The organism is Bacillus sp. ME78, from assembly GCF_903970865.1.
Classification (GTDB): domain Bacteria; phylum Bacillota; class Bacilli; order Bacillales; family Bacillaceae_G; genus Bacillus_A; species Bacillus_A cereus.
On sequence record NZ_CAJCKK010000011.1, the window covers coordinates 57,610 to 70,227 of the forward strand.

Consider the following 12,618-nt stretch of genomic DNA (forward strand, 5'->3'; position numbering starts at 1 on the left):
CTTTTTTTCTTTTCATATTGTTAGATTCGTTTAACTGGAATCCACCAACATATTTCGGTGGACTCCAGTTATTTTTCATATAATCTTTTTATATACTAGGTGATTTTCTATTTTTAGACTGCTGTTCATACGCATATCCCATATTGAAAAGCTCTCTTTCACCAAACTGTTTCCCTACAAACACTACACCGATTGGTTCTCCATTTTTATCATATCCAGCAGGAACCGCTAATTCCGGATAACCAGCTACAGCTGATAGAAGAACTTCATCGTTATTAATCATAACTAGAGCATCCAAACCTTTTTCTACTAAATACCTATCTAGCTCTTTTTTTGCATTTGCTTGACTCGTTTGTACTACGTTTTCGAACTCTTCTTTCGTTATAGCAGATTTTTCAGACCCCTCAATTAATGTTTGTCCGTATTTTATTCGTCTTTTACTATCCTTTTTATTAAACGCTATAATCTCTTCTAACGATTTTACCGGTATATTTTTTTGCTGCGAAAAATAGTCGTTTACATTATGCTTGAACTCATATTCTAATGTTTGCAAATTATCTACACCCTCAGCACTTAACTGGATATTATCAGCTAATATCGCACCTGCCTCTTGAAGGTCTTTTCTAATTTTTTCTGCTACTGTTTTTCTATTTTCATCTTGTTGGTCTACAGAAAAAAGAAGCCCTATCTTTTTCCCTTTTAATCCATCTATTGATAAATCCTTTGTATAATCAATTCTTTCTTTATCTTTCATTTTTTCTGTCATAACATCTTTTTCGTCATAACCTATCATTGCATTAAATAACGTTGCTGCATCTTTTACTGTTCTTGCCATAGGTCCTGCTGTATCAAGAGTTTCAGCTAATGGAATAATTCCTGTTCTACTTACCATACCTAAAGATGGACGTAACCCAACTACTGATTGCTGCGCCGCTGGTGCAACAATCGATCCCGTCGTTTCTGTTCCAATTGCAAGCGGCGCAAAATCTGCCGCAACTACTGTAGCAGATCCTGAACTTGATCCTGAAGTATCGAATGTAATCGGACCGTACGGGTTTAAATTTTGTCCTTTCTTCCCGCTATACCCGCTTGGCATTGTAAAAGATAAATAGTTCGCCCACTCAGACATATTCGCTTTTCCTAAAACAAATGCTCCTTCTTCTTTCAACTGCTTCACAATTGTTGCGTCTTGATCTGCAATCCAATCTTTTAATACATAAGTTCCTGCACTAGTCGGCATCACTTTTTCCGTCTGTACATTATCTTTTACAACGACAGGAATACCATATAAATTCGAATTTTTGTTTCTACCCCGCTCTTGATCTAACTTTCTTGCTTCTTCCATCGCATTAGGATTTATCTCTGTAATAGAATTTAATGTTATTCCATTTTGATCATGTTCTTGTATTCTAAAGAGATAAATGCTCGTTAATTCTTCATATGACAACTTTCCATCATCAATCATTTTTTGAAGCTCATCTACAGTCGCATTTACGACTTCTTTTTCTTTTATCTTTACATTTTCTATATTGATTCCTTTAAGCTGATTATGTATCGGTTGTAGCACTCTTTCTTTATCATATACAATACGCTCAGGTTCCTTTGGAAAATAATTTTTATACACGTAATATCCGCCGGCACACGCTAATAAGACAATGCCTCCAGTGATAGACAGCGTTACCTTTACCCATTTCTTCATGTTTCTTCCTCCACTCTATAAGATGCTTAGCTATACAAAAAAGAGAGTTACCTTTTACTTAACTCTCTCCAATCAAAATGCTAAATAAAAAAATGAAAGATTTCAATCTAATTACTTCTTTTTTTGCATTTGCTTTGCTAACATTTCTTTCACTTGATTATACGTTAATCCTGAATTTTTATTTAAACGCTTTACTTCCTCAACATCAGTACCTACCACTGTATATTTTTTCTCATCATTCATTTTTCTAATTCCCTTCTCACCGTATTATTTCTTATATTTCTTCCCTAAATGCGCATAAATTAACACCACTACAAAAAAGGAAGCTGTTTTTAAACACAGCTTCCTTCTCGTTACATATTGTATTTCTTAATAAAATTTCACTACATCTTCAGTAGGCAAGAACGTTCTTTCTGCTGGTTGTTCGTTTGGTTCACCAAATGGCATTTGACCTACTAAGCTCCACTCTGCCGGAATGTTCCAAGTTTCTTTCACTTCAGCATCTACGATTGGGTTGTAATGTTGTAATGACGCCCCAATTCCTTCAGCAGATAATAGCATCCACACAGTATGTTGTAACATCGCATTTCCTTGATGAGACCAGAATGGGAACTGATCTTTATATAATGGTGCATTTTCTTGCATTTTTTCTACAGTTGCTTGATCTTCAAAGAATAGAACTGTTCCTACACCTGCATGAAAACCTTTTAGTCTTTCTACAGTCGCTTCAAAGTTTTCTGCTGGTACACGGGCTCTTAGTGTTTCTTTAACGATATCCCAAAACTTTTCATGCTCTCCATCCATTAATACAACCATACGACCACTTTGCATATTGAAAGATGTTGGTGCGTGTAAAGCTGTTTTTAACACTTCTTCAATTCTTTCTTTCGTAATTGCATCGTTTTTTGTTACTTTACGAATTGAACGGCGGTTCACGATTGCTTCTTTTAAGTTTGTTGTAGTTGCTGACATTTTAATTCCTCCAAATGTTTGTTTTATAATTTATTTTGTTATTTCATAACAAGCGAATTAGCAATATCCATCGGTATTACATTGCATACCTTCAAATGAATTTGTTTTATCCTTTTCAATTTCTTTATCAATGACCCTTTCTAGTGTTTCTTTACTAGCAAGCCCTTGAATGACTTCATCTCCAATCATGACAGTTGGAACAGCCATAATATTCGCTTCATCATATGCGTGTTGAATTGCTTCTTGATGCTTTTCTTTATATTTACGAGTTACTAAAGCATCTTTAAATTCCGCCTCAGGAAGTCCTACTTCTACCGCTAATTTTGTTAACACATCAATATCTTCAATGTTTTGCTCTTCTTGGAAAAATGCTGTGAATACGCGGTGATGATACTCATTACCTAGTCCACGTTCTTTCGCAAATTGACATCCTTCGAAAGCTAAATGTGTATATGGATGTGGTGAAACACGTGGCAAGCGCATATCAATTCCTAACTTCTTCGCTGTCGGAAGAATGAAAGCATCCCATGAACCTAATTTTTCTGGTTCATTCCATGGATCTATTTTTGAATATGGACTTGGACGTAATTCAAATGGCATCCATTCAATCTCTACATCTTTCTCTTTCGCTACCTCATCTAATGGACCTTTTGCTAAAAAACAAAACGGACATATAAAATCTGAGTATACTTTCATTTTTACAGTCATAACTTTTACACCTTACCTTATCGTTGTAATCAAATTAGTTACATTAATGATAAAAAAATATAAATATTATTTAAGCATTCATTTTTTCTTGCAAAGTTTCAAACAACTGCCCCATCGTAATATTTCTCAAAACTTCTTCCATCGCGGATTGTGCTTGAATTAAAATAATTTCTAACACCGCTTGAATATTCGCCCCAATTGGACAATCTGGATTCGGTTGCTCGTGAATATGAAATAGCTTGTCTTCTTCGACTACGTTCACTGCATGATACACATCTAACAATGTGATTTGATGTAAATCCTTTAGTAATCCCGCGCCACCCGGTCCACGATTTACGTAAACAAAGCCAGCTTGTTTCAAGTACGACATGATTTTACGAATGACTACTGGATTTGTATTGACACTCTCAGCCATATAGTCTGAAGTACAAAGTGAAGATGGATTGTTTTTCAAAATAGATAAAATATGAACAGCTATGGAAAAGCGGCTACTAATTTTCATCGTAATCACCACCTCGATGTAATCATTATAGTTACAACTAAAAAATAAGTCAATCCTTTTCATAGATTTTTTATAAGTAAATTAAAAAGTGTCCCATTATGACATATGAGACACCTCTTTTTATTCTGCAAATAGCGATTGAAATTCTTCAATAAATAGCTGCACAGCGATTGAAGAATCCTTTAATGAAGGAACAGCTAAAGCAATTTCTCTCCATACTTGTGGTTCCAATTCTCTCGTTTGCACATTTTTTGGTAAATTCGTTAAAGATAATTCAGCTAATATTGCAATGCCTAATCCTTCTTGAATCATATTTAAAGCTGTAGTAACTGTCGAAATTACATACTCAGCCCGAAGTGGTACATTTGCTTGTTTAAACATATCAATAATAGGTGGTTCGTATCCGCCCTTACATAATATGATTGGTTCATTCTCTAAATCACTAATTGTAATAGAGTCCTTCTTACAGAGAGAATGATCCTCTCTTAAGATAGCAACCATTTTCCCCTTCGTTAATGGAACAATCTCCATATCTTTATTAGGCAAAATAACAATTCCTATATCAATAACCCTCGATACTAACCAATCTTCAACTTCTTTAATCGTTCCTTCACAAAGAACTACTTCTAAGTTCGGATACTTCTCCTTAAAAAGGTTTATCATTTTGGGTAAGAAATGTGCAGAAGCACTCGGAAAACTACCAATTCGAATCGTCCCAACTTCGTGTCCTTTCTCCATCGCAACTTCTTGTTCAATCTTCTCTACACCGTTCAAAATCTCTCTAATATGTACAAGAATCCTGTTTCCTACATCCGTAACGAGGAGGCCTTTTCGTTTATCACGTATAAGAATAGTAACTCCTAACTCTGACTCAATACTTGAAATCGCATGACTAACAGCTGGCTGCGTCATATTTAATACCCTGGCAGCTTTCGTAAAACTACCTAACTCAACAGTTTTTATTAATACTTGCAGTTGTGTAATGGTCATAACTAATCACTTATACTCCTCATAAAAAAGATTCATTTTATTTATTACAGTCGATATCATATCATAGTGAAATGAATAACAACAAGGAGGTCTTTCAGTGACACAGCTTTCTCGAACTAAGACGGCCATAATCCTTACCTTTCTCGTTTTCATGTGGGGAATCAATTGGCCTTTATCAAAGTTTGCCCTGCATTATACACCACCTGTTTTATTCGCAGGCGTTCGAACTTTAATTGGAGGATTTATTTTACTCCTGTTCGCATTACCGAAATACAAAGAGTTACATTTAAAAGAAACGTGGCATTTATACGTTATTTCTTCTTTACTTAACATCATTATATTTTACGGATTACAAACTGTCGGCCTTCAATATATGCCTGCTGGGTTATTTTCCGCCATTGTATTTCTACAACCAGTTTTACTCGGTATTTTCTCGTGGATATGGCTTGAAGAATCAATGTACGGCTTGAAAATTTTCGGGCTTGTTCTCGGATTTATTGGTGTAGGCGTTATTAGCTCAAGCAGTTTAACAGGACATATTTCTGTTATTGGAATCCTTCTCGCGTTAGGATGCGCTATTGGCTGGGCACTTGGCACAGTATTCATTAAGAAGACTGGTCACCGTGTTAATGCCATTTGGATGGTAACACTTCAGCTTATTATTGGTGGCCTTTGCTTAATTGGATTTGGTTCAGAGTTTGAAAGCTGGTCTAGTATCGCTTGGAGTATGCCATTTGTTAGCGTACTTCTCTTTATTTCATTCTTTGTTATTGCAATGGGGTGGCTTGCATACTTCACACTTGTTGGAGCTGGTGAAGCAAGTAAAGTTGGGGCTTATACCTTCCTCATTCCACTAATAGCTATTATTGTAAGTTCAATTTTCTTACATGAGGCTATTACCATTAGCTTATTCATCGGACTATTATTTATTGTTGTGAGTATTTGTTTTGTAAATATGAAACCGAAAACACTTGCTGTAAGGCAGCAAGTTGAAATGAAATAAACGTAAGAAAGAGCCTACTGTTTGTAGGCTCTTTCTTACGTCTTACTTTTTACGACGTACTACAAGAACACACGCACTTACCGACGATACAATCGCTAAAATAGATAAGACAATTGCTATCGTTGTCATATTACTTGTACTCTCATTTTTTTCAATACTAGACACTTCACCATGTTCTCCGGTTAATGACGTACCTTTTGCAATTGTAGTAAGTGAATGCGGTTTTTCAGCTTTTTCATCACCTGTCCATTCAACAATTTCTCCGTCTTTATATTGTTGATATGCGTCCCAAGCTATTTTTTGCTCTTTATCCGGATTTTTAGCGACGAAAGTAAATCGCTGGAACTGGCCGGTTAAAATCCCTTCTCCTGTCGCTTCCCATACTACAGTTTTAACTTTTCCGGCTGTATCTTTTTGCTCCTCAACTTTCCATCCTGGGACTGGTTCATACTGTTGGAACTCTACTCCAGACGGTATTTTCAGTGTAACTTTCGTCGTTGCTTCATTTTTTTCAACTGGTACTTTTATCGTATAAGTCTCCCAAGAACCAATATCAGAAGTTGCTGGTTTTACAGTGACGTGCGCACTAACAGGTAACGAAAAAATTCCCATTGCAATAATTGTTGCGATCATTGTTGTTCCTAATTTTTTTATACGTTTCATTTTCTATTAGCTCCTTTTCATACATAGCTTCTTTTTATCTGCCACCGACAATAAATTTAAAATCTGTATCGAAACTATCAAGAGATTTTGTTAATCCATGAACATGTATATTCCAGTTTCCTGTCATGTTAATATACATACCTTCTGCTTCATATTCTCCCGGTGAAACTACTGAAACTTTAAATGAACCTTTTCCCATGTTCATATCTAATGATTGAGTCGTCAATATCATTTGTTCCATATCAGTAATAGGCTGTCCCTTTTCATCCTTTAGTGTAATATGGAATTTATTTTGTCCTACCTTATTCGGACTTACATTTAGCGTAAGTTCATATCCATTATCTAATTGCTTACTCTCTGTAAAAGGTCCAGTAGGAGGCATCGGTGGTGTTTGTACGTTTGTCATAAAAGCTACGATGACGAAAATGATAATTCCAATGATAAACTCTACTTTCACCGTAGCTCCTAATCCTTGCTGCGCTCGCATTCTCCCTTTCACATAATGAATAATTCCCAATATCCCCATGAAAATGAATAAAAGTATCTTTGTTAATAAAGCCAATCCATACTTCGTATCAAATAACGAGTGGATTGTTGGAATAAAAAATGTACTGTTAAAAAGGCCTGTTATTAAAATCACGATGACAGCACCTGTTGCCCACGGTGAAAAACGCTTAATCATATCCCAATACATATGCCACTTGTTATCCTCATTACGTAAAAGAAGAATAATAGATGATAAACCACCCACCCATAATGAAGCTGCGAATAAATGTAGAAAATCCATAACGACAGCAATGTCTTTAAACTTTAAACCGTATGCGTGACTATTAAAGGCCTTCATAACAAGTAACCCTATAAACAATAGTATTGGAATACTCCATACTTTAAACGACGAAAACTTCTCATGCTTCACCGCAAAATACGTAACAATTATAAGCGTACTAATGAGAACCATTTGAGTAATCCATACATAACCAAAAACAGAAAGCTGTAATGTTTCTTTTAATAGTAAAGGGTTGAATGCTTCTAGCCATGAAACATCAGCATTTATTTTCGCTTGCAGTGGTAGATTGAATAACAAGCTAATCAATATCCCAAATAAAGAGATCCATATTATGTTCTTACTCCTTAATCGAACCGAGGTTGCATTCCCTTTATACATAATAAGATTAAAGAAGAGAACTCCTAAAAATAGCGAGAAACTCGTATATAGAATCCCACGTTCCATAATCATATCGATTTGCGGGACATACCCCATCTCTTCCACTTGTACATCGTCTGTTCCCGCTTCCGCTAATCCAATACGGAATGGAATAACCCCTTGAATTGGATGCCCATCAGCTGAAATAGCTTTCCACTGAATAGAGTAGAGACCATTTTTGAGATTTTCTTTTAATCCGGCTTCTAATAGTTTTTTATTTTTTTTATCAATATGAGCATCTTTTAAATCGACTCTTTTACCTGATGTATCTCTCACATACAATGTATTAAAACGTGAAACTTGTATGTCCTCATCGAATTCAATTTTCACAACAGATGGTGCTCTCTTCAACGTTTCATTTTCCGTAGGGTTTGATTTCACAACATACGCATGAGCAGATGCACTTTTCGGTATCAATATGATAAGCACACACGCAAGTAATAGCCATATCCCTAATCTTCTCATTACTTTCACACTCATTTCACTTCTTTCTTCCTCATCGCTTTATTTTCATTACTTTAACTTCCGAAGTTTGATTCTCCGGCGAAATATTAACCTGATTAAATATAAACTTCTAGAAAGTATAACTCTTTATTTCTCTTCCACCTTTAAACTTCTAATATGATAGTAACTATCACGATAGATACAACTTACATTTTTAAAGTCGATTGTTATTATATCATAAAATATATTTATGTAAGTTATCAAAGAAGAAAAGTTGTCGTGAATCATTTGTGAAGAAAATGTGAAATACATAAATAAAAAGGTATTACGTTATTACGTAACACCTTTAAAAAAATATCCCTCTTCTATTTCTCTTCCGGATAATCACAATACTCGATAATCGTTCCTTCAGTATCCGCTGGGTTAAGATAAATTAACCTTCTACCGTGCTTATTAATCCGAAGTGTATGCTCTAATGTCCGAATACCTTGTTCTTTTAACTCTTCTAGAGCCACATCTAAATCATCGACACGATACGCAACGTGATGAACACCTTTACCTTTTTGTTTAATAAAACGGGCAATTGGAGATGTCGTATTATTCGTCGGTGCAAGTAATTCAATTCTATCTCCATCCACTTCAAGAATGGCTACTTCGCTTTCCACACCAGGAGCTTCACTTACGTAACGATCTATTAAAGTTCCTAGTAACACATTTTCATAAAAACGTATCGTACTATCTATATCTCGAACTGCGATGCCGATATGATCAATTGTTTTTTTCATTTTATTTCCCCTACTACTTTATTTTTTCTATCCTTATCAATAGTAACAAAAAAAGTTATAGAAACAAGTTCTATAACTTTTTTATTTAACCTATTTTCTTATTCGCACTAGCTGGTTGAACTTGATTTTTTGCTTTTACAACGCTAATGCCATATCCGATAAATCCACCGATAATCGCTGGGAAGATCCAGCCTAATCCTACTTCCTGCATCGGAAGGAATTTAGTGAACACTTGGCTTACTACTTCAATGTTAACTCCAGCTGCACTTAATCCATCGAATAAGCTGATGATAAATGTTACGATTAAGCTCACTTGATAAACTTCAGCTCTTCCTTTGAATAATGAATGGAAGAATGTTAAGAAAATCAATACGATTGCTAGTGGATAAATTGCTGTTAATACTGGAACAGAAACTGCGATTAACTGTGTTAATCCTACGTTTGCAACAATTGCACTAAATACACATAGCGTGATTGCAATTGCTTTGTAAGGAACATTTGGGAATAACTTATGGAAGAATGAAGAACATGCTGATACAAGTCCCACACTAGTTGTTAAACAAGCTACTGTAATCATTAATCCTAATAATACTCCGCCATATGATCCGAAATAGTAGTTAGAAACTTTCGCTAATACTTCTCCGCCGTTTTCTAAATGTCCAAGCTTTGCAACACTTGAAGCACCCATATAAGAAAGAGCTGTATAGATAATTGCTAAAATAGATGCTGCAATTATTGTCGCTTTTGCACAAACGACCATAATTTGTGTTTTCGTTTTCGCACCTTTTTCTTTAATAGCATTGATGATGATAATCCCGAATACGAATGATGCAAGCGTATCCATCGTTAAGTATCCTTCTTGGAATCCTTTAAAGAATGCATGTGATGTATAAGCTTCCACTGGTGCTTGCATATCTCCAATCGGATGTATAAAAGCAACGATTACTAAAATACCGATGAAAGTCAACTTAATTGGCGTTAAAATTTTTCCAACAATATCGACAATTTTCGCGGGATTTAGCGAAAAAAAACAAGTGATGCTAAAGAATATAATTGTGAAAAGAATTAAAGGTGTAGAACCTACTCCCTCTGGCATAAACGGCTTAAGACCAATTTCATAAGATACATTTCCCGTTCTCGGTATTGCAAATAACGGACCGATCGCTAAGTATAAAACTGTTGTAAATACAATCCCGAACACTGGGTGAGCACGACTTGCTAATGACTGTAAATCATCTTTACCTGAAAAACCAAATGCTAGTACACCTAGTAATGGTAATCCAACACCAGTTACTAAAAATCCAGCGTTAGCAATCCATACATTCTCTCCTGCTGATTGACCAAGCATCGCTGGGAAAATTAAATTTCCTGCTCCAAAAAATAGTGCAAATAACATTAATCCAATAACTACTATGAACGAAAACGGTACTTTATTCGCCATAATATAACCCCCATTCAAATTTCCTTATCTCATTTTCCAATTTTAACTAATTGAATTTTCTGAATATTTAATTTAAGTATCAACTATTCTTGAACTCATTATAGTTTGCTATATAATATTTTGCAATACTATTTTCGAACTTTTCTTTTATTTTATAAATATACATTTTTTAACATGAAAAATAGACTAAAAAACCAACACGGTCATCCATGTTGGTTTTTCCATTTACTATCATAAATTAAAATTTCGCTGCTACTTTTTTAACGTTTTCTAGACCTTCTTCAACAATTTGTTGTGAACGATCTGGATATTGATTGTGTCCTTCAATTACAACTGTCTCTGGATTTGTAATTCCCCAGAATCCAAGTACAGTTGTTACGTAATTAACTGCCATTTCCATAGGAGCCATTTGCTCTGAAGAGTAATCTGAACCACGAGCACCTAACACAACTACTTTCTTACCACCAACTAAACCTTCTGGGCCATTTGCTGTATATTTAAACGTTTTTCCAGCTTGAGATAAGTATGAAATATATGTGATTAATGGTGCTGGTACTGTAAAGTTCCATAATGGGAATGCAAATACAACCTTATCAGCTTCTAAAAACTGATTTAAATATTGATCTACTGTAGCAACTGCCTTCTCTTCTTCAGCTGTTAACTCCATGCCTTGGCTACGTTTATATCCACCTGAAATCGCGATATTTCCGTAATAAGGAAGATCTAATGCAAATAAATCTAATTCCGTAATTTCTGTATTTGGATTTGCTTCTTTATAAGTACTTACAAATGTTTCATACATTTTTGAACTAACTGCTTGCTCCGCTGGACGATCGTTTGCTTTTACAAATAATACTTTTGACATTTTTTTATTCCCCTCTACATTCGTATTTTCTTCTTTTTTACCAAATAATGAGCTAAATAGTCCCATTTTCTTCACCTAATCTTTCTTTTCATATTCATTATTCATCATCATAAAAATTCTTATTCTAAGAAAAAGTTCCAATAGATACCTTAAGTTAAGCCGCCGAAACTTTTTGTTATTTAATTACCTTATGTAAGTGATTGTAATATAGTCACTTACTTTAGTCAAGTAACTTTTAATAAAAAATAAAATCTCAATTTAAAAATATTAACTAAAATACAATTGAACACCAAATACATCTTTATTACTTGTATAATAAACTTGGAGAGGAAAATTCATATATAGAAAGGATTTATTCATGAGCACTATAGAAAAGATTCAAACTTTTATTATTCTTTTTGCTGTTACATGCGGCATCGTACTCGGACAATTTAATATGATACATACGTATTCAGACCAGTTTATTGTCCCCTTCTTATTTTTCATGCTATATGGATTATTCCTCAGCATCCCATTAAAAGAAATAAAAAACGGATTTCGTAATTTAAAATTTGCTGGAACAAGTCTTACTATTAACTTCTTATGGACACCTTTACTCGCTTGGGGATTAGGAGCACTATTTCTTTCAGATCATCCAGCACTTTGGGTTGGATTTATAATGTTAATGGTTACTCCATGCACAGATTGGTACTTAATCTTTACTGAAATAGCGAAAGGAAATGTAGCACTTTCTACTGCAATTTTACCTGTAAATTTAATTTTGCAAGTACTACTCCTTCCAATTTATTTATTTTTATTTGCTGGTGTCATGAAAACTGTAGCGGTTTCTGTTTTAGTAGAAAGTATTATTATCGTAATCGTCTTACCATTTATACTTGCACACGCTACAAAATTCATTATGAATAAAATGAAAAAAGCTGAAACTCTCGAGAATAAACTCATTCCGTTTTTCAGCTCTGCTCAAATTGTATTTTTAAGTTTAGCAATAGTAGCGATGTTTGCATCACAAGGTAAATATTTACTGCAAAATATGAATGTCGTTTTATTATTACTCGTTCCTGTTCTATTGTTCTTCATCATTAATTTTTTACTAGGACAATTTATCGGGCGCATCATGCATTTATCTTACAAAGATACAGTAAGTCTAAGCTTAACAACGTTAGCAAGAAACTCACCTGTTGCACTCGCTATCGCTGTAACAGCTTTTCCAGACGAGCCTCTTATCGCACTTGCACTCGTTATTGGACCGTTGATTGAGTTACCGGTACTAGCTTGTGTTTCACAAGTTTTGTTGCTTATTAAGAAAAAACGGCAATACGCATAATAAAAAACCGTCCCATTT

The 12,618-nt window shown here is 34.7% G+C and carries 13 protein-coding genes; 2 read left to right on the forward strand and 11 right to left on the reverse strand.

The features are described 5' to 3' along the window. Positions 1–88: 88 nt before the first annotated feature. From H6481_RS14415 to H6481_RS14435, 6 genes are all read right to left on the reverse strand, one after another. Positions 89–1,699, reverse strand: coding sequence for an amidase family protein (locus H6481_RS14415; protein WP_088020854.1), 1,611 nt, complete (start codon positions 1,697–1,699; stop codon positions 89–91). 111 nt (positions 1,700–1,810) lie between these two features. Then, positions 1,811–1,942 carry a hypothetical protein gene (locus H6481_RS28825; RefSeq protein ID WP_000997344.1) on the reverse strand — a complete coding sequence of 44 codons (132 nt, stop codon included), beginning with the start codon at positions 1,940–1,942 and terminating at the stop codon, positions 1,811–1,813. A gap of 126 nt (positions 1,943–2,068) precedes the next feature. Then, positions 2,069–2,671, reverse strand: coding sequence for a nitroreductase family protein (locus H6481_RS14420; protein ID WP_001277021.1), 603 nt, complete (start codon positions 2,669–2,671; stop codon positions 2,069–2,071). A 57-nt stretch (positions 2,672–2,728) separates the two neighbouring features. After that, positions 2,729–3,379, reverse strand: a complete 651-nt coding sequence (locus H6481_RS14425; protein ID WP_000216673.1) for a DsbA family oxidoreductase — start codon at positions 3,377–3,379, stop codon at positions 2,729–2,731. A gap of 70 nt (positions 3,380–3,449) precedes the next feature. After that, the gene (locus tag H6481_RS14430; protein ID WP_065483208.1) at positions 3,450–3,881 is read right to left on the reverse strand and encodes an Rrf2 family transcriptional regulator; all 432 of its coding nucleotides are present in this window, start codon (positions 3,879–3,881) and stop codon (positions 3,450–3,452) included. 120 nt (positions 3,882–4,001) lie between these two features. Further along, positions 4,002–4,871: a LysR family transcriptional regulator gene (locus H6481_RS14435; protein ID WP_000156774.1), complete on the reverse strand. Its 870-nt coding sequence runs from the start codon at positions 4,869–4,871 to the stop codon at positions 4,002–4,004. A gap of 97 nt (positions 4,872–4,968) precedes the next feature. On the opposite strand from H6481_RS14435, the gene H6481_RS14440 reads away from it, so the two are divergent. After that, positions 4,969–5,874, forward strand: coding sequence for a DMT family transporter (locus tag H6481_RS14440; RefSeq protein ID WP_023521703.1), 906 nt, complete (start codon positions 4,969–4,971; stop codon positions 5,872–5,874). A 42-nt stretch (positions 5,875–5,916) separates the two neighbouring features. On the opposite strand, the gene H6481_RS14445 is transcribed toward H6481_RS14440, so the two are convergent. The 5 genes from H6481_RS14445 to H6481_RS14465 all read right to left on the reverse strand — a co-directional run bounded on the left by H6481_RS14445 (position 5,917) and on the right by H6481_RS14465 (position 11,342). Beyond that, complete coding sequence (locus tag H6481_RS14445; protein ID WP_000821382.1) at positions 5,917–6,537, reverse strand: DUF1775 domain-containing protein; 621 nt, start codon at positions 6,535–6,537, stop codon at positions 5,917–5,919. A 34-nt stretch (positions 6,538–6,571) separates the two neighbouring features. Continuing rightward, positions 6,572–8,221, reverse strand: a complete 1,650-nt coding sequence (locus H6481_RS14450) for a copper resistance CopC/CopD family protein (protein WP_053564747.1) — start codon at positions 8,219–8,221, stop codon at positions 6,572–6,574. Between the two features lie 329 nt (positions 8,222–8,550). Further along, a complete protein-coding gene (locus H6481_RS14455) occupies positions 8,551–8,970 on the reverse strand; it encodes a VOC family protein (RefSeq protein ID WP_000750850.1) in 420 nt (139 codons plus the stop codon). 85 nt (positions 8,971–9,055) lie between these two features. Further along, positions 9,056–10,411: a branched-chain amino acid transport system II carrier protein gene (brnQ, locus tag H6481_RS14460; protein ID WP_001284784.1), complete on the reverse strand. Its 1,356-nt coding sequence runs from the start codon at positions 10,409–10,411 to the stop codon at positions 9,056–9,058. A 238-nt stretch (positions 10,412–10,649) separates the two neighbouring features. Continuing rightward, positions 10,650–11,342, reverse strand: coding sequence for an FMN-dependent NADH-azoreductase (locus H6481_RS14465; protein WP_000522528.1), 693 nt, complete (start codon positions 11,340–11,342; stop codon positions 10,650–10,652). A gap of 292 nt (positions 11,343–11,634) precedes the next feature. Between H6481_RS14465 and H6481_RS14470 the strand changes: the two genes are divergently transcribed. Further along, on the forward strand, positions 11,635–12,600 hold the full coding sequence (locus H6481_RS14470; RefSeq protein WP_182812099.1) for a bile acid:sodium symporter: 966 nt from the start codon (positions 11,635–11,637) through the stop codon (positions 12,598–12,600). Positions 12,601–12,618 lie beyond the last annotated feature (18 nt).

Bases quoted from the DNA above. Each gene is read 5' to 3' on its own strand.
- H6481_RS14415 (WP_088020854.1), bottom strand. From the start codon at position 1,699: ATGAAGAAATGGGTAAAGGTAACGCTGTCTATCACTGGAGGCATTGTC.
- H6481_RS28825 (WP_000997344.1), bottom strand. From the start codon at position 1,942: ATGAATGATGAGAAAAAATATACAGTGGTAGGTACTGATGTTGAGGAA.
- H6481_RS14420 (WP_001277021.1), bottom strand. From the start codon at position 2,671: ATGTCAGCAACTACAACAAACTTAAAAGAAGCAATCGTGAACCGCCGT.
- H6481_RS14425 (WP_000216673.1), bottom strand. From the start codon at position 3,379: ATGACTGTAAAAATGAAAGTATACTCAGATTTTATATGTCCGTTTTGT.
- H6481_RS14430 (WP_065483208.1), bottom strand. From the start codon at position 3,881: ATGAAAATTAGTAGCCGCTTTTCCATAGCTGTTCATATTTTATCTATT.
- H6481_RS14435 (WP_000156774.1), bottom strand. From the start codon at position 4,871: ATGACCATTACACAACTGCAAGTATTAATAAAAACTGTTGAGTTAGGT.
- H6481_RS14445 (WP_000821382.1), bottom strand. From the start codon at position 6,537: ATGAAACGTATAAAAAAATTAGGAACAACAATGATCGCAACAATTATT.
- H6481_RS14450 (WP_053564747.1), bottom strand. From the start codon at position 8,221: ATGAGTGTGAAAGTAATGAGAAGATTAGGGATATGGCTATTACTTGCG.
- H6481_RS14455 (WP_000750850.1), bottom strand. From the start codon at position 8,970: ATGAAAAAAACAATTGATCATATCGGCATCGCAGTTCGAGATATAGAT.
- brnQ (WP_001284784.1), bottom strand. From the start codon at position 10,411: ATGGCGAATAAAGTACCGTTTTCGTTCATAGTAGTTATTGGATTAATG.
- H6481_RS14465 (WP_000522528.1), bottom strand. From the start codon at position 11,342: ATGGGACTATTTAGCTCATTATTTGGTAAAAAAGAAGAAAATACGAAT.
- H6481_RS14470 (WP_182812099.1), top strand. From the start codon at position 11,635: ATGAGCACTATAGAAAAGATTCAAACTTTTATTATTCTTTTTGCTGTT.